General features: G+C 70.9%; 22 protein-coding genes and 1 pseudogene. 14 read left to right on the top strand and 9 right to left on the bottom strand.

Annotated elements, in window-relative coordinates:
• Window positions 1–116: 116 nt before the first annotated feature.
• Genes IPZ69_RS31200 through IPZ69_RS31190 form a run of 3 tightly spaced genes read right to left on the bottom strand, consistent with a single transcriptional unit; the run spans window position 117 to window position 1,425 of the window.
• Entirely contained in the window at window positions 117–449 is a 333-nt protein-coding gene (locus IPZ69_RS31200) for a thioredoxin family protein (protein WP_308407563.1), read from the bottom strand.
• Window positions 446–874, bottom strand: coding sequence for a MerR family transcriptional regulator (locus IPZ69_RS31195; RefSeq protein WP_235458003.1), 429 nt, complete (start codon window positions 872–874; stop codon window positions 446–448). Before IPZ69_RS31195 ends, IPZ69_RS31200 begins: the two co-directional genes overlap by 4 nt.
• A 29-nt stretch (window positions 875–903) precedes the next feature.
• Entirely contained in the window at window positions 904–1,425 is a 522-nt protein-coding gene (locus IPZ69_RS31190; protein ID WP_235458002.1) for an Lrp/AsnC family transcriptional regulator, read from the bottom strand.
• Between the two features lie 46 nt (window positions 1,426–1,471).
• On the opposite strand from IPZ69_RS31190, the gene IPZ69_RS31185 reads away from it, so the two are divergent.
• Both IPZ69_RS31185 and IPZ69_RS31180 read left to right on the top strand, forming a co-directional pair.
• Window positions 1,472–2,383: an NAD-dependent epimerase/dehydratase family protein gene (locus IPZ69_RS31185; RefSeq protein WP_235458001.1), complete on the top strand. Its 912-nt coding sequence runs from the start codon at window positions 1,472–1,474 to the stop codon at window positions 2,381–2,383.
• A gap of 1 nt (window position 2,384) precedes the next feature.
• A complete protein-coding gene (locus IPZ69_RS31180) occupies window positions 2,385–3,281 on the top strand; it encodes an aldo/keto reductase (protein ID WP_235458000.1) in 897 nt (298 codons plus the stop codon).
• Window positions 3,282–3,309: 28 nt separating this feature from the next.
• Here the strand turns inward: IPZ69_RS31180 and IPZ69_RS31175 are convergent, their stop codons facing one another.
• The 3 genes from IPZ69_RS31175 to IPZ69_RS31165 all read right to left on the bottom strand — a co-directional run bounded on the left by IPZ69_RS31175 (window position 3,310) and on the right by IPZ69_RS31165 (window position 7,534).
• The gene (locus IPZ69_RS31175) at window positions 3,310–4,881 is read right to left on the bottom strand and encodes an AAA family ATPase (protein WP_235457999.1); all 1,572 of its coding nucleotides are present in this window, start codon (window positions 4,879–4,881) and stop codon (window positions 3,310–3,312) included.
• Window positions 4,882–4,969: 88 nt separating this feature from the next.
• Window positions 4,970–5,734 (bottom strand): DUF2127 domain-containing protein, encoded by a 765-nt coding sequence (locus tag IPZ69_RS31170; protein WP_235457998.1) that lies wholly within the window; start codon window positions 5,732–5,734, stop codon window positions 4,970–4,972.
• 120 nt (window positions 5,735–5,854) lie between these two features.
• Window positions 5,855–7,534, bottom strand: coding sequence for an MFS transporter (locus IPZ69_RS31165; protein ID WP_235457997.1), 1,680 nt, complete (start codon window positions 7,532–7,534; stop codon window positions 5,855–5,857).
• A 133-nt stretch (window positions 7,535–7,667) separates the two neighbouring features.
• Between IPZ69_RS31165 and IPZ69_RS31160 the strand changes: the two genes are divergently transcribed.
• Window positions 7,668–8,303 (top strand): TetR/AcrR family transcriptional regulator, encoded by a 636-nt coding sequence (locus IPZ69_RS31160; protein WP_235457996.1) that lies wholly within the window; start codon window positions 7,668–7,670, stop codon window positions 8,301–8,303.
• A gap of 142 nt (window positions 8,304–8,445) precedes the next feature.
• Here the strand turns inward: IPZ69_RS31160 and IPZ69_RS31155 are convergent, their stop codons facing one another.
• Entirely contained in the window at window positions 8,446–9,843 is a 1,398-nt protein-coding gene (locus tag IPZ69_RS31155) for a cation:dicarboxylate symporter family transporter (protein ID WP_235457995.1), read from the bottom strand.
• 147 nt (window positions 9,844–9,990) lie between these two features.
• Between IPZ69_RS31155 and IPZ69_RS31150 the strand changes: the two genes are divergently transcribed.
• Together IPZ69_RS31150 and IPZ69_RS31145 are read left to right on the top strand one after the other, a co-directional pair.
• Complete coding sequence (locus IPZ69_RS31150; RefSeq protein WP_235457994.1) at window positions 9,991–11,658, top strand: sensor histidine kinase; 1,668 nt, start codon at window positions 9,991–9,993, stop codon at window positions 11,656–11,658.
• On the top strand, window positions 11,655–12,350 hold the full coding sequence (locus IPZ69_RS31145) for a response regulator (protein ID WP_235457993.1): 696 nt from the start codon (window positions 11,655–11,657) through the stop codon (window positions 12,348–12,350). The genes IPZ69_RS31150 and IPZ69_RS31145 overlap by 4 nt, the downstream gene beginning before the upstream one ends.
• Here the strand turns inward: IPZ69_RS31145 and IPZ69_RS31140 are convergent.
• Window positions 12,346–14,436 (bottom strand): annotated as a pseudogene (locus IPZ69_RS31140) (tetratricopeptide repeat protein); the annotation flags it as partial. The gene IPZ69_RS31145 and the pseudogene IPZ69_RS31140 overlap by 5 nt on opposite strands.
• Complete coding sequence (locus IPZ69_RS31135) at window positions 14,433–14,990, bottom strand: hypothetical protein (RefSeq protein ID WP_235457992.1); 558 nt, start codon at window positions 14,988–14,990, stop codon at window positions 14,433–14,435. The pseudogene IPZ69_RS31140 and the gene IPZ69_RS31135, both read right to left, overlap by 4 nt.
• A gap of 33 nt (window positions 14,991–15,023) precedes the next feature.
• Between IPZ69_RS31135 and IPZ69_RS31130 the strand changes: the two genes are divergently transcribed.
• The 9 genes from IPZ69_RS31130 (at window position 15,024) to IPZ69_RS31090 (ending at window position 24,402) form a co-directional block, all read left to right on the top strand.
• The gene (locus IPZ69_RS31130; protein ID WP_235457991.1) at window positions 15,024–15,869 is read left to right on the top strand and encodes a 5'-methylthioadenosine/S-adenosylhomocysteine nucleosidase; all 846 of its coding nucleotides are present in this window, start codon (window positions 15,024–15,026) and stop codon (window positions 15,867–15,869) included.
• A gap of 85 nt (window positions 15,870–15,954) precedes the next feature.
• The gene (locus IPZ69_RS31125) at window positions 15,955–17,934 is read left to right on the top strand and encodes a tetratricopeptide repeat protein (protein ID WP_235458010.1); all 1,980 of its coding nucleotides are present in this window, start codon (window positions 15,955–15,957) and stop codon (window positions 17,932–17,934) included.
• A gap of 177 nt (window positions 17,935–18,111) precedes the next feature.
• On the top strand, window positions 18,112–19,362 hold the full coding sequence (locus IPZ69_RS31120) for a helix-turn-helix domain-containing protein (protein WP_235458009.1): 1,251 nt from the start codon (window positions 18,112–18,114) through the stop codon (window positions 19,360–19,362).
• 122 nt (window positions 19,363–19,484) lie between these two features.
• Window positions 19,485–19,895, top strand: a complete 411-nt coding sequence (locus IPZ69_RS31115) for a DUF6415 family natural product biosynthesis protein (RefSeq protein WP_235457990.1) — start codon at window positions 19,485–19,487, stop codon at window positions 19,893–19,895.
• On the top strand, window positions 19,889–20,104 hold the full coding sequence (locus IPZ69_RS31110) for a hypothetical protein (RefSeq protein ID WP_235457989.1): 216 nt from the start codon (window positions 19,889–19,891) through the stop codon (window positions 20,102–20,104). The genes IPZ69_RS31115 and IPZ69_RS31110 overlap by 7 nt, the downstream gene beginning before the upstream one ends.
• A gap of 223 nt (window positions 20,105–20,327) precedes the next feature.
• Entirely contained in the window at window positions 20,328–21,710 is a 1,383-nt protein-coding gene (locus IPZ69_RS31105; protein ID WP_235457988.1) for an extracellular solute-binding protein, read from the top strand.
• A gap of 32 nt (window positions 21,711–21,742) precedes the next feature.
• Window positions 21,743–22,660 (top strand): carbohydrate ABC transporter permease, encoded by a 918-nt coding sequence (locus tag IPZ69_RS31100; RefSeq protein WP_374294443.1) that lies wholly within the window; start codon window positions 21,743–21,745, stop codon window positions 22,658–22,660.
• Between the two features lie 8 nt (window positions 22,661–22,668).
• Window positions 22,669–23,496 carry a carbohydrate ABC transporter permease gene (locus IPZ69_RS31095; protein ID WP_235457986.1) on the top strand — a complete coding sequence of 276 codons (828 nt, stop codon included), beginning with the start codon at window positions 22,669–22,671 and terminating at the stop codon, window positions 23,494–23,496.
• A gap of 180 nt (window positions 23,497–23,676) precedes the next feature.
• A complete protein-coding gene (locus tag IPZ69_RS31090; RefSeq protein WP_374294429.1) occupies window positions 23,677–24,402 on the top strand; it encodes a helix-turn-helix domain-containing protein in 726 nt (241 codons plus the stop codon).
• Window positions 24,403–24,407 lie beyond the last annotated feature (5 nt).

Here is a 24,407-nt window from a genome sequence, read left to right as displayed (position 1 = left end):
GTGCCCACTGAACTTCTTCGCGATTCCATCCACTTGAAGTCGCGAACCATTGAATATACGCAAAGAAATCCCCCGGGCGCAATTGCCCAGGGGATTTCTTCGTGTCCGGCGGGATTTCACAGCAGGTCGGACAGCTCCTCCAGGAGCCTGCGCCGGGGCCGCGCCCCGACCATCGACCGCACCGGCTCGCCGTCCCGGAAGACCATGAGCGTCGGCGTCGACAGCACGCCGTACGCGATGGTCGTCCCCGGATTGCGGTCCACGTCCAGCTGCACGATCTTCAGCCGGTCGCCCTCCTCGAAGGCGATGTCCCTCAGCACCGGCGCCAGCTGCCGGCACGGCCCGCACCAGTCGGCCGTGAACTGCACCAGCACCGGCAGGTCGGAGCCGATCACCTCCGCCTCGAAGTCCGCGTCCGTCACCTCGGCCAGACCGCTCGTCCTGGTCACCCCTCGTGCCCTCCCAGTTCGCACCCGGGTTCCGGACCCCCCGGAACCAGCGCCTCGGCGGCCAGTTCGTCGCGCGCCCGCTCGGCCCGCCCAAGTTGGCCGGCGACCTGGGCCCGCACCGCCCCCAGCTCACCGATCAGCGCGTCGAGCTCGTCCAGCTTGCGCCGGTAGACCGCGAGCGAGGCGGGACAGGAGTCGCCCTCCGGGTACCCGGCCCGCAGACAGTCCACGAAGGGCCGGGTCTCCTCCAGGTCGAACCCGAAGTCGCGCAGCGTCCTGATCTGCCGGAGCAGCGTGAGGTCCCGCTCGTCGTAGGACCGGTGCCCGTTGGCGTCGCGCCGCGCGGGCAGCAGCCCCCGCGACTCGTAGTACCGCAGCGCCCGCGTGGTGGTCCCGGCCCGTGCGGCCAGCTCGCCGATTCGCATGGGTACGACCGTAGGCGTTGACGCTGACGTCAAGGCAAGGCCGGCGGGAGCAGCGGCTTGCGCGGTACCGGCGAGGACAGCACGATCGACGTGGTGGTCCGGCCCAGCGCCGAGGTCTGCTCCAGGATCTCCTCCAGGTGGACGGTGTCCGTGACGGCGACCTTGAGGATCCAGCAGTCCTCGCCGACCACGTGGTGGACCTCAATGATCTCCGGGCGGTCGAGCAGCTCCAGGGTGCGCGGGTGCCTGAGCGTGTAGCCGCCGTGCGGGTTGACCCGGATGAACGCCTGGATGCCGTAGCCGAGGCGGGCCGGGGCGACCTGGGCGGCGTACCCGGTGATCGCGCCCGCGGCCTCCAGCCGCCGTACCCGTTCGGTCACCGCCGCCGGGCTGAGCCTGACCCGGCGCCCGAGCTCGCTCAGCTTCATCCGGCCGTCGGCCTGGAGCAGCCCGAGGATCTGGCGGTCGAGCGCGTCGAAGGCCGCCGACGTTTCCCCGGCGGCGGGGCGCGCGGGCCGTGGTTCCTTCGGTGCGACGGCCGGAACTCCCATGTCCTCCCCTTCAGTCGGCGTCGATACGCCGGGAGAATTATGCTCCATGAGACAGGGACGAGAAGTGCTGGTGATAGGCGGCAACCGCTATTTCGGGAAGCGGCTCATCGCGCGGCTGCTGGCCGCCGGGGACCGGGTGACGGTTCTCAATCGGGGCTCCTCGGCGCCGCCCGCGGGCGCAATTCATCTCGTCGCGGACCGGAATGACGAGAATTCTCTGACCGAGGCGCTCGGCGACCGCACCTTCGACGTGGTCGTCGACCAGGTCTGCTACACCCCGCGCCAGGCGGCGGTCGCCCGCCGGGTCTTCGCGGGCCGTACCCGCCGCTATGTGATGACGTCGACGGTCGAGGTGTACGAGTACGAGGACTCGGCCGACCCGGTGCGGGAGGCCGCCGTCGATCCGCTCACGGTCTCCGTCGACCTCCGGCTTCCCTGGGACGAGCCGGAGTTCCTCGACGCCCACTACGGCGAGGGCAAGCGGCAGGCGGAGGCGGTGTTCTCGGCGGAGCCCGCCTTCCCCTACGTGACCGTCCGCGTGGCCCATGTGCTGGGCGGGGACGACGACTTCACCGGACGGCTGCAGCACTACGCGGACCGCGTCCGCACCGGCGAGCCGGTCTCCGTGCCCGTCGTGAACCACCCGGCGACCTACATCCATGTCGAGGAGATCGCGGACTTCCTGTTCTGGGCGGCGGGCGAGGACTTCACGGGCCCGGTCAACGCCGCCTCGCACGGGACGCTGACGACCGAGGAACTGTGCGCGGCGGTGGCCGCCCACCTCCCGGACGGCGAGGCGGTGTTCCGCCGGGTCGAGGTCGGCGAGGTCTCCCCCTTCTCCTTCTTCCGCTCCTACGGCATGGACAACTCCCGTGCCGCACGGCTCGGTTTCACCTTCGGCGAGGCACGCGACTGGCTGCCGTGCGCCGTGTCCGAGACGCTCGGAAAGGACGCCTGACATGCGGTACCGCTTCCTCGGCGACGTGCGGGTCGGCGCGGTCGGGCTCGGCGCCATGCCCCTGTCCATCGAGGGCCGCCCCGACGAGGCGCGCGCCCTGGCCACCGTGCACGCCGCGCTCGACGCGGGGGTGACGCTGCTGGACACGGCGGACTCCTACCACCTGCCCGGGGCCGAGCCCGGCCACAACGAGCTGCTGGTCGCCCGCGCGCTGGCGGCCTACGGCGGCGACCCGGACGACGTGCTGGTGGCGACCAAGGGCGGTCGCGGCAGACCGGCCGACGGCAGCTGGACGGTCACCGGCTCCCCACGCCATCTGAAGGCGGCCGCCGAGGCCTCGCTGAAGCGGCTCGGGGTGGAGACGATCGGCCTCTACCAGCTCCACAAACCGGATCCCCGGGTGCCGTTCGAGGAGTCGGTCGGCGCGCTGCGCGAGTTGCTCGACGAGGGCAAGATCCGGCTGGCCGGCGTCTCCAACACGGACGTCGAGCAGATCCGCACCGCCCACCGGATCCTGGGCGACCGGCTGGTCGCGGTGCAGAACCAGTACTCGCCGGCCGTCCGAGGCAGCGAGGCCGAGCTGCGGCTGTGCGCGGAGCTGGGGCTGGCGTTCCTCCCCTGGAGCCCGCTGGGCGGCATCTCCCGCAGCTCCCTGGACGGACCGTCGAGGATGACGGGCGAGGTGCGCTTCGGCGCCTTCCACACCGTCGCCGAGGAGCGCGGGGTGAGCCCCCAGCAGGTCTGCCTGGCCTGGCTGTCGGCCCAGGCGCCGACCGTCGTACCGATTCCGGGAGCGAGCCGTCCGGAGACGATCCGGGACTCGGCGGCCGCGGCGGACCTGGTGCTCGACGCCACCGAACTGGCCCGGCTGGACGCCTCGGTCACGACGGCTCGCTGAGGGGTCCGGCGGGCCGTCGTGCCCGCGGTCAGCGGGGAGAGGGGCCGGGGCGCGGACCCAGCAGCCACTCGCCGGTGGGCGGTCCCCCGTGCCCGGCGATGTCGTCGTCCTCGTCGTCCTCGTCGTCCTCGTCGGCGTCGCCGTCCCGCACCCCGAGCAGCCGGCGGGTCAGGCGGTCGCGGTCGGAGAGGAGCTCGTCGAGGGCCTCGCGGACGTCCTCCGGTTCGGTGCGGGGCGACTCGCGCTCCGCCGCGATCAGCACGGACCGCCGTACCAGCTCCTTGGTGAAGGACGCCGTCGTGCCCTCCGTACGGCCCACCACCTCGTCGGCGATGTCCTTGCCGAGGCCGAGTCCCGCGCCGTACAGGCCGAGCAGGGCCGCGCGGCCCTCCGCGTCCGGCAGCGGGATCTCCACGGCGAGGTCGACGCGGCCGGGGCGCTGCACGAGGGCCGGTTCCAGCAGGTCGGCGCGGTTGGTGGTGAGCAGGAAGGCGACGTCGGCGTCGTCGCCGAGCCCGTCCATCTCGTTCAGCACCTGGAAGAGCAGGGGTTGTTCGCCGCCGCCGTAGTCGCGGGCCTCGGCGATCAGGTCGCAGTCCTCCAGGACGACGAGGGCCGGCTGGAGCATACGGGCCAGCGCGCAGGCCGGGCCGATGGCCTCGATGCTCTCGCCGGACAGGATCACCACCGTGAACTGCGGGAGGTGGGAGAGCAGATAGCGGATCGTGTGGGTCTTGCCGGTGCCGGGCGGCCCGTACAGGAGGAGTCCCCGGCGCAGGTGCTGGCCGGCCGCGCGCAGTTGCTCGCGCCGCCGGGCCACGCCCACGACCTGCCGTTCCACCCGCTCCAGGAGTCCGGCCGGGAGCACGATGTCGTCACGGGTCAGGCCGGGGCGGCGGTGGAAGCGGAACGGGCCGAGGCCGTGCCCGAACTCCGAGCCCTCGAAGGAGAGCACCTGTCCGCGGAAGACGCTGTGCTCGCGCACGAGCGCGTCGATCTCGGCGAGCAGCCGGTCCGCGAACCCCTTGTCGGCGGCGAGGACCTCGATCTCGACCTTGTTGAGCCCGTACTGGTCCTGCGGGCCGCGCAGCAGGACGACGAACCGCTCCTCGCCCTCCGTACCGAGGTAGAACCCGCAGGAGACGCAGGCCAGTTCCGTGTCGGGGGAGATCGGCAGGTGGGCGTAGTCGACGGCGCCGACCACGAAGCGGTCGTAGCGGTCGGCGGCGTCGATGATGTCGCCGAGGGTGAGGTCGCCATGGTGCTGGGCACCGCGCATGCCGATCAGCTCGTGCGCGCGGCCGTCCGCGGCGAACCAGCGCTCCAGGGCGAGATGGACGTTGGGCAGGTCGAAAGAGGCGTAGGCGGCCTTCACCACCGGCCGGTCCGTGGGCGCCGACCCGAGGTGTTCGCGCAGCCGCGCGGCGAGGTCGCGGCGGCTGTCGCCGTCCTTGGGCCGCGGGCGGGCGACCGCCATGAGGAACTCGTGGAACAGCCCGTTGACCTGTTCCAGCGAGAGGGGTGACCCCTCCCTGTCCGGTCCGTACCGGGCCCGGTACTCCCGCGCGCTGACGATCTCCACCCCGTCCGGTTCCCCCATGGCCACCTCCGTGCCTCGTGTCCGCGTCAAGGACTCCAAGCCTGGGCCGAACAGATGGACGGGTCAAAGGATTTGGGCCGGGTTCACCCTAGACGGCGACCCCCGCCGACTCCTCCACCTCCATCAGGGAGGCGCTGTGCCGTTCCTCGTCGAAGGCCTTGCGGCCGCCGCGCAGGCCGAACAGGCGCTTGGTGAGGGCGATGTAGAGGACGGCGAGGATGTTGAGGACCAGGGTGGTGATCTTCAACCAGCTGACGTGCTCGGTGAGTTCGTAGATCTCCAGCGGCAGGAAGGCCGCGGTGGCGACCACCGTCAGGTATTCGGCCCAGCGCTTGGCGTACCAGAGGCCGACGGCCTCCACGATCTCGATCAGCGCGTACGCCAGCAGGAGCGCGGCCACCAGCAGCAGCGTGGAGTGCTTGTAGCCGAAGGCCTTCTGGATCGAGCCGACCACCGGCGAGTGGTCGAGGTCGTAGTGGAAGTGCCGGAAGACCGGCCGCAGGACGTCGAGGTACTCGTTGAACAGCCGTCGTACCGCATCCTGGCTGTTGCTGAACTTCCACACCGCGACCGCGACCAGCACGATGAACACCCCGCGCACGGCCCGCTCGACGGCCAGGAACCGCAGGACGAACAGGTCGCGCAGCACCTTGCCGCGCGGCACCAGCGGCGCGTCGTCCGCCGGGCCCGAGCCGCGCGGCTCGCCCAGTACGAAGTCGCCGCAGCGCAGGCAGCGCCAGGCGTCGCCAACGGCGGTCCGGGTGTGCAGCCGCTCCCGGAGCGTCGGATCGTCCGGCGCGTAGGTCACATGCCCCTTCCGCGCGCAGTGCCGCCGGTCCCAGTCGATCTTCATCCCCCGTGCCTCCATACGAGAAGTGCGTTCGCCCCGTAGGGACGCGCCAAACGAACGTGCCGTTCCGGTTGATCCGGCACGGCACGTTAGTGGATGGAGGTGAGGAGGGGGCGCGAGGGGTCAGTGCGCCGAGCTGTCCGCCAGTTCCTTCTCCTCGGCCGCCGGCTCCGTCGGGGCCGCGGACGCGTCCCGGCGCGGCAGCAGCAGCGCCACCACGACCGTGCCGATGCCCAGGATCACCGCGCCGACCAGGCTGGTGTGGGCCACGGCGTCGGAGAAGGAGGATCCGACCGCGTCGGCCATCTGCCGTGCTCCGGTGGCGAGCTGACCGGCCTGCTCCTTGAGCTTGGCGGCCTGCTGCGGGTCGGTGGTCCGCGCGGCCTGCGCCGCGAGCTGGTGGGCCTTGTCGCCGATGCCCTGGGCGACCGCGTAGCCGGCGCCGACCGAGTCCTGGGCGGAGGACAGGGCGTCGGCCGGGAGCTTGCTGCCGGCGGTGGCGTCGGTGAGGTGGTGGTCGTAGGAGGTGGACAGCAGCGAGCCGAGGATCGCGATGCCGAGCGAGCCGCCGAGCTCCAGCGAGGTGTCGTTGACCGCGCCGCCGACGCCCAGGTCGGACTCCGGGAAGGAGCCCATGATCGCGTCCGTGCAGGGCGACAGCGCAAGTCCGATGGCGAGGCCCAGGATGACGAGCGGGGCGACGAAGTCGCCGTACGTCGAGGCCGCGTCCACCCGGGTCAGCAGCGCCAGCGCGGTGGTGCCGCCGACCATGCCCGCGCCGACCGTCCACTTCATGCCGACGCACGGGGTGAGCCAGCCGGTCAGCGCCGAGCCGACGAAGACCGCGCCGGCCAGCGGCAGCATGCGCACGCCGGTGTCCAGGGCGTCGTAGCCGAGGACGAACTGCAGGTGCTGGGTGAGGTAGTAGAAGGCGCCGAAGACGGCCAGGAAGAACAGGGCGACGGCGAGGTTGGAGCCCGCGAACCGGCGGCCGGTGAAGCGGCGCACGTCCAGGACCGGACGCGGGTGGCGCAGCTCCCAGAGCACGAAGGCCAGCAGGCCCGTGCCCGCGACGACCGCGGCGGTGACGGCCTTGACGCCCCATCCGAAGTGCGGCCCCTCGATGATCATGTAGACCAGGGCGCCGACCCACACCACCGAGAGCACACCGCCGACGTAGTCGATCCGGTCGTGGTGCCCTGCCTTGGACGGCGGGACGAGGACGAGGGCGCCGACGATCGCGACGGCGGCGACGGGCACGTTGATCAGGAAGGTCGAGGACCAGCCGTGGTCGCGCAGCAGCGCGCCCGCGACCACCGGACCGGCGGCGATGGCGAGTCCGGCGGTGGCGGTCCACAGGGTGATGGCCTTGGCCCGCTCCCGCTTCGGGAAGGTCGCGGCCAGCAGGGAGAGCGTGGCGGGCATGATGAGCGCGGCGCCGACACCCATCACGGCGCGGGCCGCGATGACCGCGGTCGAACTGTCGGCGAGGTAGCCGGAGACGGCGCCGCCCGCGAAGACGACGAGCCCGAGGACGAGCGCGCCCCGGCGGCTGTACTTGTCGCCGATCGCGCCGAGCAGCAGCATCAGCGCGGCGTACGGGACGGTGTAGCCGTCGATCACCCATTGCAGGTCGGCGCTGGAGAGGCCGAGGTCCTGGGTCATGTCGGGGGCCGCGACCGTGAGGGCGGTGTTCGCCATCACGATGATCAGCAGGCTCAGGCAGAGCACGAGGAGCGCCCACCAGCGCCGGGCGTAGGGGCGGTCCGTCCTTTCGACCGGTTCGTTCATGACGAGTCGCATGAGCAGGGGATGCCTTCCTCGACGATGCGCGCGACGGGACGTGCAACAAGAACTTGCACAGCATCGTGCAATTGCACAACAGTGTGCAATGTACGTCGTTGCACAGCGCTGTGCAAGTCGAGGAGAGTGCAGAATGACAACCATGACCACGGGTAACACCAGCCGCGCCGACGCCAATCGGCGCCGCATCCTCGACGTCGCCCTCGCCGAGCTGCTGCGCGACCCCGACGCCTCGATGGACCAGATCGCCCGCGCCGCGGGGGTCGTACGGCGGACGGTGTACGGGCACTTCCCGAGCCGCGAGGCACTGATCAGCACGCTGGTCGACGGGGCGGTGGACGCACTGGCCGCCGCGCACGCCGCCGGCCGCGAGGGCGTCGCGGACCCGGCGGAGGCGGTGGCCCGTTCGGTGCTGTGCATCTGGGACATCGCCGACCGCTACCGGCTGCTGGTCGCGCTGGCCCAGCGCACGGTCACCGTGCAGGGCATCCGCGAGCGCCTCACGCCGGTCCGCGAGGCCTGCGCCGAGGTGCTGCAGCAGGGCCTGGACCGGGGCACGTTCACCTCACCGCTGCCGGCGGCGGCACTGGCGTACGTGCACGAGCAGATGCTGTTCGCGGTGATGGAGGCGGTGAACGACGGCCTGCTGGCAGCACAGGAGGCGGGCCGCACCGCCGCGGTCAGTGTGCTGATCGCGGCGGGCGTGCCCGCCTCCGGGGCCACCGAACTGGTGGCGAAGCTGAGCGAGGAGAGGCTCGTCGGCAGGTGACCGGGCGGCCGAGTTACGGGGGGAGTCTCGGCCGCCCGGCGTCATGGACCGGGCGCCCGGCCCCGGTTCAGGCGGGGCCGGGCGCTCGGCGGTCGGGCAAGCCCGGGTCGGGCGGGGCCGGGCGCCGGCGAAAGCCGGGCGGTCAGGCCTTGGCCAATTCCTTCTCGGTGTCGCCGTCCCCGTGCTGCTCCGGCAGTCCGGCGGACCCGGTCGCCCGGTCCTCGTCCAGCAGGGTCGTCTCGTCGAACGGCAGCTCGCCGGCCAGCACCTGCCGCACCCGGTCCTTGTCGATCTCCTTGGTCCAGGTGCCGACCAGGACGGTGGCGACGGAGTTGCCCGCGAAGTTCGTCAGGGCGCGGGCCTCGCTCATGAACCGGTCGATGCCGACGATCAGACCGACGCCGTCGACCAGCGCGGGCTTGTGCGACTGGAGACCGCCGGCCAGCGTGGCCAGACCGGCGCCGCTGACGCCCGCCGCGCCCTTGGAGGCGAGCAACAGGAAGAGCAGCAGCGGGATCTGCTCACCGATGGACATCGGCGTACCGAGCGCGTCGGCGATGTAGAGGGACGCCATGGTCATGTAGATCATGGTGCCGTCGAGGTTGAAGGAGTAACCGGTCGGGACGGTGATGCCGACGACCGCCTTGCTGACGCCCAGGTGCTCCATCTTCGCGATGAGCCGCGGCAGCGCCGACTCGGAGGAGGAGGTCGACAGGATCAGCAGGAACTCCCGGCCCAGGTACTTGAACAGCGAGAGGATGTTCAGCCCGGAGACCACGCGCAGCAGCGCGGCCAGCACGATGAAGACGAACAGGAAGCAGGTCACGTAGAAGCCGAGCATCAGCACGGCGAGGCTCTTGAGCGCGTCGACGCCCGCCGAACCGACCACGGCGGCGATGGCGCCGAAGGCACCGATCGGCGCGGCCCACATCACCATGGCGAGGATGCGGAAGACGAGCCGCTGGAGGTGCTCGACACCGCGCAGCACCGGCCGGCCCGCCTCACCCATCGCCTGCAGCGCGAACCCGGCGAGCAGCGCCACCAGCAGGGTCTGCAGCACCTGTCCCTCGGTGAAGGCGGAGACGAAGGTCACCGGGATGATCGACAGCACGAAGTCGACGGGCGGCAGCGCGTCGCTGGACACCTGGTCGTGCCCGGTCTGCTTGAGCGCGTCGGTGAGGTGCAGCCCGTCGCCCGGGTGCAGGACGTTGCCGACGACGAGCCCGATGGCTAGCGCGACCAGCGACATCACGAGGAAGTAGCCGAGCGCGATACCGCCGACGGCACCGACCTTGGCGGCCTTGCGCACCGAGCCGATGCCGAGCACGATCGTGCAGAAGATGATCGGCGAGATCATCATCTTGATCAGGTTCACGAAGCCGGTACCGAGAGGCTTGAGCTCGACCCCGAGGTCGGGCCAGATGAGCCCCACGGCGATGCCGAGCGCCACCGCGGCGATGACGGCGATGTACAGGTAATGGGTGCGGTCCCGCTTCACGGCGGTTGCGGCAGGTGCCGTATCGGGGGTACTGGCGGCCACGGCTGCCCTCCTTGACGTCTTCGTCGGCATCACCGGCGTGCGGCTCACGTCCGGGAGTGGGGGATGCCGCGACTATCTCCCGCTCTGTGAGGCCGGTCACCCTTCCGTTCATTTAGTTCACGCTTGACCCGGAGGCAGACTGACGTCATGCGCATCCCCGCCGTCCCGAAACCCCGCAGCCTGGCCGGCCAGCTCTTCGCCATGCAGGCCGTGCTGCTGGCGGTCGTCGTGGCCGGATACGCGCTGTTCACCTACGTCAGCGACCGCAGCCAGGCCGAGGAGGCGGCGGGCCGCCAGGCCATGGCGGTGGCCCGCTCGGTCGCGGACGCCCCCTCCGTACGGGACGCGATCCGCACCCCCTCCCCCTCGGCGCGCCTGCAGCCGTACGCGCTGAAGGTCATGCGCGACACCGGCGTCGACTTCGTCACGATCATGGATCCGCAGGGCATCCGCTGGACCCACCCCGACAAGAACCAGATAGGCAAGCGGTTCCTGGGCCACATCGGCAGGGCCCAGCGGGGCGGGCACTTCACCGAGACGTACACGGGCACGCTCGGCCCGTCCGTCCGTGCCGTGACCCCCGTGTGGGACGGTGGCAGGGTCGTCGGTCTGGTGAGCGCGGGCATCAAGGTGGAGGCGATCAGCCAGCGGGTGGAGGGCCAGGTGACGGCCCTCGTCGGGGTGGCCGCCGGCACGCTCGTCCTGGGCGCGGTCGCCACGTACGTCATCAACGCCCGGCTGCGCCGCCACACCCACGGCATGAACGCGGCCGAGCTCAGCCGGATGCACGACTACCACCAGGCGGCGCTGCACGCCGTGCGCGAGGGGCTGCTGATGCTGGACGGGCAGTTCCGGGTGGCGCTGATCAACGACGGGGGCCGGGAGTTGCTCGGGGTGGCGTCCGAGGAGGACGTGGTGGGGCAGTCGGTGGCCGGGCTCGGTCTGCCGGCGCCGCTCACCGGGGCGTTGCTGGCCTCGGAGCCGAGGGTGGACGAGGTGCATCTGACGGCGGACCGGGTGCTGGTGGTGAACACCTCGCCGGTGTCGGGCGGTGAGCGCCGCGGCACGGTGGTGACCCTCCGGGACGTGACCGAACTCCAGTCCCTGATGGGCGAGCTGGACTCGGAGCGCGGCTTCACCCAGGCGCTGCGCTCGCAGGCCCACGAGGCCGCGAACCGCCTGCACACGGTGGTCTCCCTGATCGAGCTGGGCCGGGCCCAGGAGGCGGTGGAGTTCGCGACGGCGGAGCTGGAGCTGGCGCAGGCGCTGACGGACCAGGTGGTCGCGGCGGTGAGCGAGCCGGTGCTCGCGGCGCTGCTGCTGGGCAAGACGGCGCAGGCGAACGAGCGGGGCGTGGAGCTGGTGGTCTCCGCGGACAGCCGCCTGGACGACGGCCTGCTCCCGGCCACCCTGCCGGCCCGGGACCTGGTGACCATCCTCGGCAACCTGATCGACAACGCGGTGGACGCGGCGCAGGGCGGTGTGACGGCGCGGGTGACGGTGACCGCGCACGCCGACGACGCCGACGACGCGCGGGCCCTGGTCCTGCGTGTGTCCGACACGGGCGCGGGTGTGGATCCGGCCCATGCCGAGCTGGTATTCCAGCGGGGGTTCTCGACGAAGCCCGCCGGGCCGGGTGGGCGAGGACTCGGCCTGGCGCTGGTCCGGCAGGCGGTGACCCGGCACGAGGGCAGGCTGACGGTGGCGGAGGCCGAGGAGGGCGGTGCGGTGTTCGAGGTGCGGTTGCCCCTGGGCCGGGCCGCCGGTCCGGCCGACGCGGCCGGGCAGGGCGCCGTGACGAGAGGTGAGGTATGACGGGCGGGCAGCCGATTCGGGTACTCGTGGTCGAGGACGACCCGGTCGCCGCCGACGCGCACGTGATGTACGTGGGCCGGGTGCCCGGGTTCGTGGCGGTCGGCAAGGCGCGCACCGGGGCCGAGGCGCGACGGCTGCTGGACCGTACGCCGGTGGATCTCCTGCTGCTGGATCTGCACCTGCCGGACGTACACGGGCTGCAGTTCGCGCGGTCCCTGCGGGCGGCCGGTCATCACGCGGACGTGATAGCGGTGACCTCGGCGCGGGATCTCGCCGTGGTGCGGGAGGGCGTCTCGCTCGGCGTCGTGCAGTACGTCCTGAAGCCCTTCACCTTCGCCACGCTGCGGGACCGGCTCGTCCGTTACGCCGAGTTCCGCGCGACGGTCGGCGAGGCCAGCGGCCAGGACGAGGTCGACCGCGCCCTGGCGACCCTGCGCGCCCCCTCCCCCGCAGCCCTGCCCAAGGGCCTGAGCGCCCCCACCCTGGAACGCGTCACGGCGGCCTTGCGCGAGGCCGAGGAGGGCCTCACCGCGGCCGGCGTCGCCGAGACGGTGGGCATCTCCCGCATCACGGCCCGCCGCTACCTGGAACACCTGGTGGAGGCGGGGAGAGCGGAACGGACTCCGGTGTACGGGCAGGTGGGGAGACCTGAGTTGGTCTATCGGTGGGTGCGGGGGGCTTCGGGGCGGTGAGGGCGACGGCGTGGGCTCGGGCTTGGCCGGCCTCTGTGGGGGCGTTGGCGCGCGTGTAGGCATCGGCGGCCCGGAGGTAGGCGGTGCGGGCTTCTTCGGGGTGGTGGGCGACCTCATGGGCGTGGGCCAGCGCCATGAGGACCTGCCCCTCGCCGTACACGTCGCCGAACTCCCGGTAGACCTCCAGGCCCTTGCCGTACGCCTCGATCGCCTCCTCGGTCCGCTCCGCCTCCCGCAGGGCGAGGCCGAGGTTGTGCCAGGCCCTGCCCACGCGGTGGTGGTCCCCGGTGACCTCGTAGAGGTCGCGGGCGCGCGTGTGCGCGTCGATCGCCTCCGCCACCCGGCCCACCTCGCGCAGGGCGAGGCCGAGGCTGTTCCAGGCCCTGCCCTCACCGTGCCGCTCGCCTTCGGCCCGGAGCAGGTCGCGAGCCCGCGTGTGGGCGTCGACCGCCGCCCCCGCATCGCCCACCTGCAGCAGGGCGCAACCGAGGTGGTTCCAGACGAGGCCCTCGTGATGACGGTCGCCTTCGGCCCGGTACACGTCACGGGCCCGGGTGTGCGCGCCGATCGCCTCTCCCGCCCGGCCCGCATACCGCAGGGCAAGACCGAGGTTGTCCCACGCGACGGCCTCGCCCGGCCGGTTCCCGGCGTGGTGCGCGAGCTCCTGCGCAACCTGCGCCACCTGCGCGACGGCGATCCAGTCGTCGAAGTGCCGTCCCCAGTTGAGGTACTCCGTGAGGCGCTCCGCCAGCCGCACCGCCGTGTGCGCGAACCGCCTCTCCCGCCCCCAGAGCACCGCGGCCACCAGCCCCGGCCGCTCCCCGTCCAGCCACACCAGCGCCTGCTCCCGGTCCGCGAACCGCTCCGGCTCCGCCATCCCCGGCCGCCACCGCAGACGGTCGTCGGCCGCCGACACCCACCGGCGATAGCACTCGAGGACCCGCTCCCGAGCCGCCTCCCCCTCCTCCCGCAGACCCGCGTCCCCGGACACCACGCCGGCCCCGAAAGCCCGCACCAGGTCGTGCAGCCGCCGGCGGCCGCGCCCGCTGCCCCGCTCCACGAGGTGCGCACGCGCCAGCGCCCTCAAGTCCGCCGTCGGAGGGGCCTGTGACCCTGCCAGCGCGGCGGCGACCTCGTCGCTCACCTCGGGCCCCGGAGCGAGGGCGAGCAACCTCAGGAGGCGGGCCTGTGCGGGCGGGAGGCGGCGGTAGGAGAGATCGAAGGCGGCACGGACACTGCGCTCACCGTCATCGAGGTGGCCCAGCCGGTCCCGGGACTCGGTGAGTTCGTCGACGAGCTCCGACACCGGCTTGTCCTGGTCCTCGGCCAGCAGGGCCACGGCGATCTGCAGGGCCAGCGGAAGATGCCCGCACAGCGCGGCGAGCCGCCCGGACGTCTCGGCGTCGTCCCTGACGCGGCTGTCGGCGGGGTTCGCGATTCTCAGCGTGAGGTCGAGAAGGCCGTACGAGGCCTCGGGGGCGAGCTGGTCCAACGGCACGAGCCGCGCCCCGAGTTGGGGAAGCCGGTCCCGGGACGTGACGAGGACCCGGTGCCGGGCGCCGCCCGGGAGCAGCGGCCGTACCTGATCCGGCGACGACGCGTTGTCGGCCAGGATCAGCACCGCGCCGCGCTCCGCCAGCAGGGACCGGTACAGGACGGCCCGCTCGTCCGCCGCGGCGGGAATGTGCTCCGGCTCGACTCCCAGCGCCCGGAGCAGCGACTGAAGTGCCTGGTCAGCCGTGACGGGAGAGTCGTCGTACCCGTGGAGGTCCACGAAGAGCACCCCGCCCGGGAACCACCCCTCGCCCCGAGCCGCGTACGCCGCCTGAACCGCCAGCGCGGTCTTGCCGATGCCACCAAGCCCCGACACCGCGGTGACCAGCACGGCCTGCGGTTCACCAGAACCGGCGCCGGGGTCGAGGGCCTCCCGTAACCGCGCCAGCTCCGTGTCCCGGCCGGTGAAGCCCGCCGCCTTCGCGGGCAGGGCGTCCAGCGCGGTGGGCGCGGGCGCCGGCTGCCGGTACTCCGCTTTCCCGATGACCGGCCCCGTGAACTCCCCGCCCCGGAAGTCGATGTGATCGCTCACCCCGCCTCGCTCCCCGCCCGGAACGGCACGGCGTACAACACGATGTGCACGGCCAGCCCCAGCACCGCGAGGGCCTCGGCCACGGAGAGGAACAGCAGGCCCGCGAAGTCGCCGCCCCCGCTCCAGTACACGACGAGCGCGCTCAGCGGGACGACGCAGAACGCGAGCAGGTCCACGACGCACTGAACGACCTTGCGCGAGAACCGCCGGGTGTCCCCGCGATGGGCGGTCTCCCACTGGAAGACGGCTGTTCCCTCCGCGCCGGCGGCCCGGGCGAGTCGGGGCGCCAACTCCCCGCGCACATAGGCCCCTATCGCGGAGATCTTCTGGTCGTTGACGAGGTAGGTCCATCCGAGCACGACGCACACCGGCGGCAGGGCGAGCAGCATCGAGGTCTGTTTGGCCTGCGCGGCGGCGGCGATGACCGCGGCGACCACGGTGAGCGTGACGTAGAGCAGATTGTCCCGGAACCCGATCCGCGTCTTCTGCTCGTCCTTGACGGTCTGGTACTCGGTGAGCAGCAACTGCCCCACGGTGACGTCTCGTTCCGGCACTACGACCCCTTCCCCCGGCAGTACCTTAAGAGTGTGCCGGAGACCCAGCCCACCGCTCTCGTCCTGACCGCGCTCCCTCTCGAATACGCCGCGGTCCGCGCGTACGTCGACAACCGGCGGGAGCTCGTCCACCGGGACGGGACCCGAGTCGAGGTGGGCCAACTCCCCGACACCGCGTGGCACGTCGCCCTCGGGGAACTGGGGGTCGGTGCCGAACGGGCCGCCGCGCTCACCACGCAGCTCATCAACTGGCTGCACCCCGAGGCCGTGTTCTTCGTCGGGGTCGCCGGGAGCCTGAAGGACGACATCGCGATCGGGGACGTCGTGGTCGGCACGCGGGTGTACGAGATCCACGGCGGCAAACAGACACCCGAGGGTTTCCTGGTCCGCCCGAACGCCCTGCCGGCCTCGCACGCACTGGAGCAGGCGGCCCGTTCCGCCGTACGGGACATGCCCGACGTGCGGGCGCACTTCATGCCCATCGCCACGGGGGACGTCGTCCTGGCCGACGCCGAGTCCGAGATCGCCCGGCACATCCGCGCGCACTACGGCGACGCCGGGGCGATCGAGATGGAGGGGTCGGGCGCGGCCCATGCGGCGCACCTGAGCAGCCAGGTGGACGCCCTCGTCGTCCGGGGCATCAGCGACCGCGCCGACGCGGCCAAACACAAGGCCGACGCCGCCGGCTCCCAGCAGCGGGCGGCCGCGCAGGCGGCGGCGGTCACGGTGGCGGTGCTGCGCAAGCACCGGCCACGCGGTGCGGGTTCCGCCGACTCCGAGGAGGGGCCCCAAGCGGCCTACGGGGGCGACCACATCGACTTCCGGGGCGGAACGTTCCACGGAACCGTCATCGGAAAGCAGACCGGGCAGCAACAGTAAGGCCGACGGCGTCCACGGGCCGGTCCCTCAAGCAACCGCCACCCTTCCGCCCCGCCCCCTCGCCTTCACGGGGCGGTCGACGGATCTGCGTCGGTTACTCGATCACCTCGCTCCCACCCCCGATCCCACGAACACGCTCCCTTTTCTCATCTCCGCCGTAACCGGTATGGGCGGCATCGGCAAGACGGCCCTGGCGATCGAGGCCGCTCACCAGGCGTGCTCCAGGGGCTGGTTCCCGGGCGGGCCGCTCTTCGTCGACCTGCGCGGCTACGACGACAACCCCGTCACAGCGGAGCAGGCCGTCCTCGCGCTCCTCGACGCGCTTGGCATACGCGGCCCAAACCTGCCGAATACCATGGCCCGCCAGTACGACGCATATCGAAATCGGCTCGCCCAACGTCAGGATCGGATCTTGCTGATCCTCGACAACGTGTCGGACCCCTCCCAGTTCCTCCCCCTGCTGCCGGAGGGCGGCCACCACGCAGTCTTGATCACCTCTCGTGACCGGCCGGACTCCCTCACCATCCGGCTGATGGGGCTGGAGCCACTGGACAAGGGTGACTCGGCGGCCCTCGTGGCCGACGCCCTGCGCAACGCCGACGAGCTCGACGATCGCCCAGTGCGAGAACCGGCAGCGTTGCATGAACTCACAGCCCTCTGCGGCCATTTGCCCCTCGCCCTACAGATCGCTGCGGCGATGCTCCGTCGGCGCCGACACCGCGACATCGCCTCTCTGGTGTCCGACATCAAGAAATCCGATGACCCGACCCGCATGTTCGACAGCGGTGGCCGGGGCACCGATCAGTACGGCCGCTCCCTCGTCCTCCGCCCCGTGCTGGAGACGTCGTACCGTCGCCTGGAGCCGGAGCAGGCCAGAGTGATGCGCCTACTCGCCCTTGCCCCCGGCGCGGATACGGACACGGAGGCCGTAGCCGCGCTGACGCATTTGAACCCAGACATCGCCATGACGCTCCTGGAGGACTTGGCCGCCGCCAGTCTTGTCACAGCTGTTGCGGTGAAGGACGGCGTGCGATGGCGGGTGCACGACCTGGTGCGGGCGTTCGGGGTGGGGGTGGTAGCGGCGGACAACGGCCTACGGAAGGAAGGAGAAGCAGCGCGAGCACGGGTGCTCGCGTTCTACCACGCGTGCGCGGCGGCGGCCGATGACCGCTTGCGTTGGCTCCCGGGGCGGCCGGAGCCGCAACGATTCGTGGACCGAGCGCAGGCGCTGGCATGGCTGGACACGGAGAGAACAGCGCTGGTGGCGGCCGTCCAGTGGGCGCGGGAGGAGAAGTACGCGTTCATGGCAGTGGGACTGGCTCAGTCCCTGTCGACGTACTTGGACTGGCGGCGGTATTTCGAGGACTGGATAACCGTGTCGCGTGCCGCGCAGGAGGCTGCGTGTCGAGCGGGGGACCAGGTGAGTGAGGCGATCGCGTGGGACAGCCTCGGCAATCCCTACCGAGCGGTCGACCGGATCGATGATGCGATCGACGCCCACACCCGTGCCCGCGACCTGTTCCGTAATGCCGAAGAATGCCGCCGCGAGGCCATCGCATGGAACAACCTCGGAAACGCCTTGCAGGCTGCCGGCCGAACGACGGAGGCGATCGACGCACTCGCTCACGCCCGCGACCTGTACGACGCCGTCGAAGATCGCCACGGCGAGGCCATGTCGTGGAACAATCTCGGCATCGCCCTGCGGACGGCGGGCCGCGAAGACGAGGCGATCGGCGCCCACACGCGTGCTCGCGATCTCTATCAGGGCGCAGCAGACCGCAACGGTGAGGGCATCGCATGGAACAACCTGGCCATCGCCTTGGAAACAGCGGGCCGGGCGACGGAAGCCATGGAGGCCTACGGCAGCGCGATTGGTATCCTCAAGGAATTCGAGGACTGGTTCAGGGCCGGCCATGCCCTCCGGAACCTGGCCCTGGCCCACCAGGACGTTCACCAAGTGGACGATGCCCGCACCGCCTACCTTCAGGCCGCTGAAGCCTTCACTCAGGCCAACGCCCCAGACGAAGCCCGCAATGCCGAATATCGCGCGGACACATTGACCTGACAGCCCATCGCGTTGTTCACGCGTCACCAACTCCGGCAAATTGTGTCGGACTACTCACGTCACTGGCTCCCGTGATGATGTGCGCAGGCGCGTGAAGGCTCCCCCTGGAGCCGTCACATGAGACCTCCCTTCCCCCTACCCTGGCAGTGACGAACTGCTAGGAGGAGCAAGGCCGTGATGTCCTCAGAAGCTACTCCGGACCCATACGCCGATCCGCTGCGGTTCGGCCAGAGGGTGCAAATCCTCCGCGAGCGTCGTGGGATGACCCAAGCGCAACTCGGTGGTCTCATCGGCCTCTCGGAGCACACGTTGCGGAAGATCGAGAACGGTCAGCAGAAGCCACCTGGTCTCGACACAGTGCTGCGTATCGCTGAGGCTCTGCGGGTCGGAGACCTGGCCGAACTGACAGGCCGCTCCGACACTCACGTGGACCTGTTCATCGGCCCCGGCCATCCACGCCTCGCGGCCGTCAAGGCCGCCATCGATTGCTTTCCGCTCGCCACCGGCGTTGAGCCGCCACCCGTGGCGCATCTAGAGGCCCGGCTGCACGCGGCTTGGAAGGCACGGCACGCGTCGAAGAACCACCGCGAGGTGATCGGCAGACTGCTCCCCGATCTGATCCGGGACGCCCAAGCCCTTGTCCGGAATGCCGACACCGCCGCTGACCGGCGGGCCGCGCAAGCGCAGCTGGCCCAGACGTACTCGCTCTCGCAGTTCTTCATCGCCTACCAGCCCGACTCGTCCCTGCTGTGGCGCGTCGCCGAACGCTGCATGATCGCCGCCCAGGAGAGCGAGGATCCGCATGCGATCGGCGTCGCCTCGTGGCTGCTGGCGCAAGCGCACCGCGACTCCGGACCGAGGCACTACGAGGCGGCGGACGCCGTCAACACAGAGGCGCTACGGTTCCTTGAGCGCTTGCTTCCCGATGCCTCGGACGACGTCCTCGCCATCGCGGGAGCCCTTGAGTTCGAACTCGGTTACACCGCGGCCCGCCGCAGGGAGACCGGGACAGCATGGCGGCGCTGGGACAAGGCCCATGACATGGCGACACGCTTGCCGGCCGGCTACTGCCACCCAGTCACCAGCTTCGGCCAAGCCGTCATGGGCGCGCACGCCGTCACCGTGGCTGTCGAACTCCATCAAGGCGGTGAGTCGGTGCGGCAGGCGGCCCGCGCAGACCGGACGACCATCCAGTCCCGTCCCCGCCGTGCCCGGCATCGGATCGAGGAAGCGCGCGGCTACCATCTCGACAACCAGCCGGACGTGGCGATCGCCTCGCTGGAAAAGGCATACGAGGCCGCACCGGAGACCATCCGGTACAACGGCTACGCCCGGGCAATCCTGCTGGAGCAAGTCGAGTCGACGCGGGCGCCCCGTCGTCGGCGTGCATCGGAGCTGGCGGTGAAGGTGGGCCTGCTCGCCGCCTGAGAGTAGCGACCGGATTACGGTCGGCGATGCCGCGCGGGCGCTTCTACGGTCGAAGCCACAAGACCCCGGCGGCCTGGCAGGGCCCCGGGGCGTGGCCAACGCTTCGAAGGAGCGTCGACACCGTGAAAGCTACAACCCCACCGGCGGCCGCGGCAGGGCCGGATCAAGGAGAACTGCCGGACCTCGCTGCAATGCGCAGGATCGTGACCATCCTGCTGGACCCGGACGCCGTCCCGGAGGTGCTACCCCCGTCCGGCAGCGAGATCGACACGCTGACCAGAACGGTACGCGGCCAACTGGAGTTGCTCATCCCGGAGGTCGAGGCAGCGGCCAGAAAGCTGGGCAAGGAGAGCATCCCCCGCTACTGCGCGCTCGCCTGTGTCAGCGACGCGCGCGGCAGGCTCCAGGCCGAGCCGAGCCGCAGGTACGGCGGAGCCGCCGGTCACGCCCGGCGTCTGGCCCGGGCCCTCAACGCCTTGTGCGACCACTACGAGCAGATGAGCGGTGAACAGTGCCGCCGGGCCGGATGTTGATCGTGACGGCCAGACCACACGTGTGCCGCTACTGCGACCAGCCGATCACCGACCCCGATGAGGCGATGCACCTGGGGTATGAGCCCGGCAACTCGGGGCCCGGCCGGGACGTGTGGGCGCACCGCGAGCACGCCCACCTCGTCGAGCCGGACCCGGTGGCCATGCGCATCCTCGCCCGCGTGCTCATCACGAGAGCCCTACGGTCGTAGAGACGATCGCCAGAGGATCAGCGTCGTACCCGAACGCCCCCTGCCGTGTGTTGAAACGCCGCGGCAGGAGGGGTAGTCCGGTCGGAACAGGGCTCTGTCGCACCAGAACACCTCGCCCAACCCCGGCCAATCCGCCGCAGACTCATTGACCTGACTAGACCACTCCTCTTACGTTCACACGGCAGCCATCCCCACGCCACATCGAAGTGAGCCGCAGGAGGTCATGCCCGTGCGCCCCACCGCCGCCCTTGTCACCGTCCTCGCCGCCGCCCTCGCCGCAACGTCCCTCACCGCCTGCGGATCCGGATCCGGCAGTGACCCCGACACGCTCAAGGTCTCGTTCAAGCAGTCGACGGACAACTCCATCAAGGTGATGGACACCTATCTCGCCGACATCAAGAAGCAGTTCGAGAAGAAGTACCCGGGCAAGAAGGTCGACCTGGTCCCCATCAAGGCCCCGGACTCGGAGTACTACACCAAGCTCCAGCAGATGCTCCGCTCCCCCAAGACCGCCCCGGACCTGGTCTACGAGGACACCTTCCTCATCAACTCCGACATCACGAGCGGGTACTTGAAGCCCCTGGACGCCTATCTCGCCAAGTGGCCGGACTGGAACCAGTTCATCGACACGGCGAAGGCCGCGGCCAAGGGCCAGGACGGGAAGACGTACGGCGTTCCCGACGGAACCGACACCCGCGGCCTGTGGTTCGACCGGCGGGTGTTCCGGCGGGCCGGGCTGCCCGCCGACTGGCAGCCGAAGACCTGGGACGACGTCCTCGCCGCCGCGCGGACCATCAAGCGCAAGGTGCCCGGGGTCGTCCCCCTCAACGTCTACACCGGCAAACCCGCCGGCGAGGCCGCCACCATGCAGGGCTTCGAGATGCTCCTCTACGGCACCGAGGACACCGACGGCGGCACCACGGACCCCCTGTACGACAGCGCGAGCAAGAAGTGGATCGCCGGGAGCCAGGGCTTCAAGGACGCCCTGGCCTTCGTGGAGACCGTCTACAAGGAGAAGCTCGGGCCCGACGTCTCCGACGCCCTCGACCCCAACTTCGGCACCACCGTGCGGGGCGAGCTCCTGCCCCAGGGCAAACTCGGCATCGACCTCGACGGCTCCTGGCTCCCGCAGGACTGGCTCCCGGGCAGCGGCCACGCCTGGGCCGACTGGTCGAAGCAGCTCGGTCTCGCCCACATGCCCACCCAGCACGGCCAGGCTCCCGGCAAGGTGAGCATGTCCGGCGGCTGGACCTGGGCCGTCCCGGCCAAGGCGGCCAACCCCGGCCTCGCCTTCGACTTCATCAAGACGATGCAGACGAAGGCGAACGCGCAGAAGTGGTACGTCGCCAACTCGGGGATCGCGGTCCGAAAGGACGTCGCCGCCGATCCGTCGTACGCCTCCGCCCAGCCCGGCATCAAGTTCTTCACCGACCTCGTCGCCAGCACGCACTACCGGCCCGCCTACCCCGCCTATCCCAAGGTCTCCACCGCCATCCAGGAGGCCATGGAAGGCGTGACGACCGGCGATGCCTCGGTCGACAAGGCCGCGCGCGGGTACGACGAGGCGCTCCGGCAGGCGACCGACAACCACGTGGTCCACAAGTGACCCGCCGGGCTCCCGCGGCCGGCCGGGCCCCGGTGAAAGGCGGGGCCCCCGTGCCCGGCCGGGCCCCGGGGACCGGCCGGGCCGGCCGGATCGCCGGGCGCGTCCTCACCCGCGCCCTCCCGCTCGGCCCGGCCGTCGCCCTGCTGCTCCTCTTCCTCGCCGGCCCCATCGCCTACTGCGCCTACATCGCCTTCACCGACCTCCAGCTCACCGGCCAGGCCCACGCCTCGTTCGTAGGTTTCGACAACTTCCGTACGGCGTTCGGGGACGACGCGTTCCTCAACGCCGTCTGGCTGACCCTCGTCTTCACGGTCCTGTCGTCGCTCGTCGGACAGAACACCCTGGGCCTGGCCCTGGCCTCGCTCATGCGGCGGGCGTCGAAGCCGGTCCGCACGCTGACGGGCGGGATCGTCATCACGGCATGGGTGCTGCCGGAGGTCGTCGCCGGCTTTCTCCTGTACGCCTTCTTCCGGCGGGAGGGCACCCTCAACGCCATCCTCGACGGGCTCCATCTGCCCACCCAGAACTGGCTGTTCACGCTCCCGATCCTGGCGGTCTCGTTCGCCAACGTCTGGCGCGGCACGGCCTTCTCCATGCTCGTCTACTCCGCGGCGCTCGACGAGATACCCCAGGAGATCACGGAGGCCGCCGAGGTGGACGGCGCCGGCGGCTGGCGGCGCATGTGGCACATCACCCTGCCGATGATCCGCCGCTCCATCGGCACCAACCTCATGCTCAACACCCTGCAGACGCTCTCAGTCTTCGGGCTGATCTGGGTGATGACCCGGGGCGGGCCGGGCGACCGGAGCCAGACCCTGCCCCTGTTCATGTACGAGCAGGCCTTCCAGAAGAGCATGATCGGGTACGGGACGGCGGTCGCCCTGCTGCTGCTCCTCGTCGGGTCCCTGTTCTCCCTGGTGTACCTGCGCCTGCTGCGGACGGAGGTGTGAGGCGACCGATGCCCCGCGCGCACCGCTCCCGCCGCCTCGCCGCCGACGCGGGACTGCTCGTCGCCGCCGGCGCCTTCGCGCTCCCCCTCGCCTGGGTCGTGCTGTCCGCCCTCGACCCGCACGCGGACCTGCGGGTGAAGGCGCCGGACGGGCTCACCCTCGGCAACTTCGACGCGATCCTCACTCCGGACATCACGCTCACGCCCCTGCGCAACAGCCTGATCCTGTGCGGCGGCGCCACCGCGCTGACCGTCGTCTGCGCCGCCCTCGCCGCCTACCCGCTCTCCCGCTTCCGGTCCCGGCTCAACCGGCCGTTCCTGCTCACCATCCTGTTCGCGACCAGCCTGCCCATCACGGCGATCATGGTCCCGGTGTACGCCCTGTTCGTCCGCGTGAACCTCATCGACACGTTGCAGGGCACGATCCTGTTCTTCGCCGCCTCCCAACTCCCCTTCGCCATCTGGCTGATGAAAAACTTCATGGACGGGGTGCCGAAGGAACTCGAAGAGGCCGCCTGGACGGACGGCGCGTCCTCGCTCCAGTCGCTGGTCCGGATCGTGCTGCCGCTCATGGGGCCGGGCGTCGCCGTCGTCACCGTCTTCTCGTTCGTGATGATGTGGGGCAACTTCTTCGTCCCGTTCATGCTGCTGCTGACCCCGGATCAGCTGCCCGCCTCGGTCAGCATCAACGAGTTCTTCGGAAACCGGGGCATGGTGGCGTACGGGCAGCTCGCCGCGTTCTCGGTCGTCTACTCGACCCCGGTGATCCTGCTGTACGTACTGGTCGCCCGCCGGCTCGGCGGCGGCTTCGCACTCGGCGGCGCGGTCAAGGGGTGACCTTGGCGGCGGCTCGGATCGGGCACCGGGCCGCCACCGAACGCGCATGGGCCACTCACCGTACGCGCGTTGGCCACTCACCGTACGCTCGGCACCACGCCGCGTAGTACGTTCCTACAATCCGTGTTTGTGGCCGAACAGCCCGTAGTCAGCCGGTCGCCGCGGCCCTACCTTGTGCCCGTGCGCCGACCCCAAGCCCGACCGAACCAGCCCGTACCGCCGCCTACCCCACCGTTCAACGCCCCCGCCGCCCGCAAACTCCGTGCCGCTCTCGGCATGGAACCCGAGCACGTCGCCTACGGATTGCGTGCCTCGTACGGGCTGCCGTACGTCACCCCTGATCTCGTCGTCGCCTGGGAGCGCGGTATCGCCGTTCCCAGCAGCCCGGAACTCACCGCCCTCGCCGGGGTGTTGTGGTGTGCTCCGCGCGAACTCATCGGACGGCCCCGGAGCCTGCGCGAGCACCGCGTCGCCCGCGGCCTCGCGCCCGAGGACGTGGCACTGACCGTAGGTCTCGAACTCCTCGCGTATCTGCGGATGGAGGAGAACGACGAGTGGCGCGGCACCGAGCGGCAGTCCGCCGCCCTCGCCGAACTGCTCGAACTGTCCCTGCGGGACTTCGTGACGGTCACGGGCCGTGACGGGAAGCTGTCCGACCTGCTGCGCAGCGCGGTCGTCACGCGGTGGCAGGCCTACGTCCGGCCGGTGGGCCGCATGGTGTCGCTGGACCGGCGCCTGGTGGAGGTCACCCTGCAGGAGCTGCACCAGGACTACCAGGGGAAGATGGTGGCCTCGCTGACCTGGGGCGGCACCGGTTCGGCGGAGGATTCGAGCCACAACGGCCGCGACTTCCTCGATCGGATCCTGGACCACTTCTGGTCGCGGGTGGAGGCGGGCACGGCGTAGCGAAG

Source organism: Streptomyces olivochromogenes, assembly GCF_021538895.1.
In the GTDB taxonomy this organism is placed as follows: Bacteria; Actinomycetota; Actinomycetes; order Streptomycetales; family Streptomycetaceae; genus Streptomyces; species Streptomyces olivochromogenes_A.
The sequence above is the reverse complement of the archived record's forward strand: the minus strand, read 5'-3'. Positions and strand labels throughout refer to the sequence as shown.

Bases quoted from the DNA above. Each gene is read 5' to 3' on its own strand.
- IPZ69_RS31195 (WP_235458003.1), bottom strand. From the start codon at position 874: ATGCGAATCGGCGAGCTGGCCGCACGGGCCGGGACCACCACGCGGGCG.
- IPZ69_RS31190 (WP_235458002.1), bottom strand. From the start codon at position 1,425: ATGGGAGTTCCGGCCGTCGCACCGAAGGAACCACGGCCCGCGCGCCCC.
- IPZ69_RS31185 (WP_235458001.1), top strand. From the start codon at position 1,472: ATGAGACAGGGACGAGAAGTGCTGGTGATAGGCGGCAACCGCTATTTC.
- IPZ69_RS31180 (WP_235458000.1), top strand. From the start codon at position 2,385: ATGCGGTACCGCTTCCTCGGCGACGTGCGGGTCGGCGCGGTCGGGCTC.
- IPZ69_RS31175 (WP_235457999.1), bottom strand. From the start codon at position 4,881: ATGGGGGAACCGGACGGGGTGGAGATCGTCAGCGCGCGGGAGTACCGG.
- IPZ69_RS31170 (WP_235457998.1), bottom strand. From the start codon at position 5,734: ATGAAGATCGACTGGGACCGGCGGCACTGCGCGCGGAAGGGGCATGTG.
- IPZ69_RS31165 (WP_235457997.1), bottom strand. From the start codon at position 7,534: ATGCGACTCGTCATGAACGAACCGGTCGAAAGGACGGACCGCCCCTAC.
- IPZ69_RS31160 (WP_235457996.1), top strand. From the start codon at position 7,668: ATGACAACCATGACCACGGGTAACACCAGCCGCGCCGACGCCAATCGG.
- IPZ69_RS31150 (WP_235457994.1), top strand. From the start codon at position 9,991: ATGCGCATCCCCGCCGTCCCGAAACCCCGCAGCCTGGCCGGCCAGCTC.
- IPZ69_RS31145 (WP_235457993.1), top strand. From the start codon at position 11,655: ATGACGGGCGGGCAGCCGATTCGGGTACTCGTGGTCGAGGACGACCCG.
- IPZ69_RS31120 (WP_235458009.1), top strand. From the start codon at position 18,112: ATGTCCTCAGAAGCTACTCCGGACCCATACGCCGATCCGCTGCGGTTC.
- IPZ69_RS31110 (WP_235457989.1), top strand. From the start codon at position 19,889: ATGTTGATCGTGACGGCCAGACCACACGTGTGCCGCTACTGCGACCAG.
- IPZ69_RS31105 (WP_235457988.1), top strand. From the start codon at position 20,328: ATGCCCGTGCGCCCCACCGCCGCCCTTGTCACCGTCCTCGCCGCCGCC.
- IPZ69_RS31095 (WP_235457986.1), top strand. From the start codon at position 22,669: ATGCCCCGCGCGCACCGCTCCCGCCGCCTCGCCGCCGACGCGGGACTG.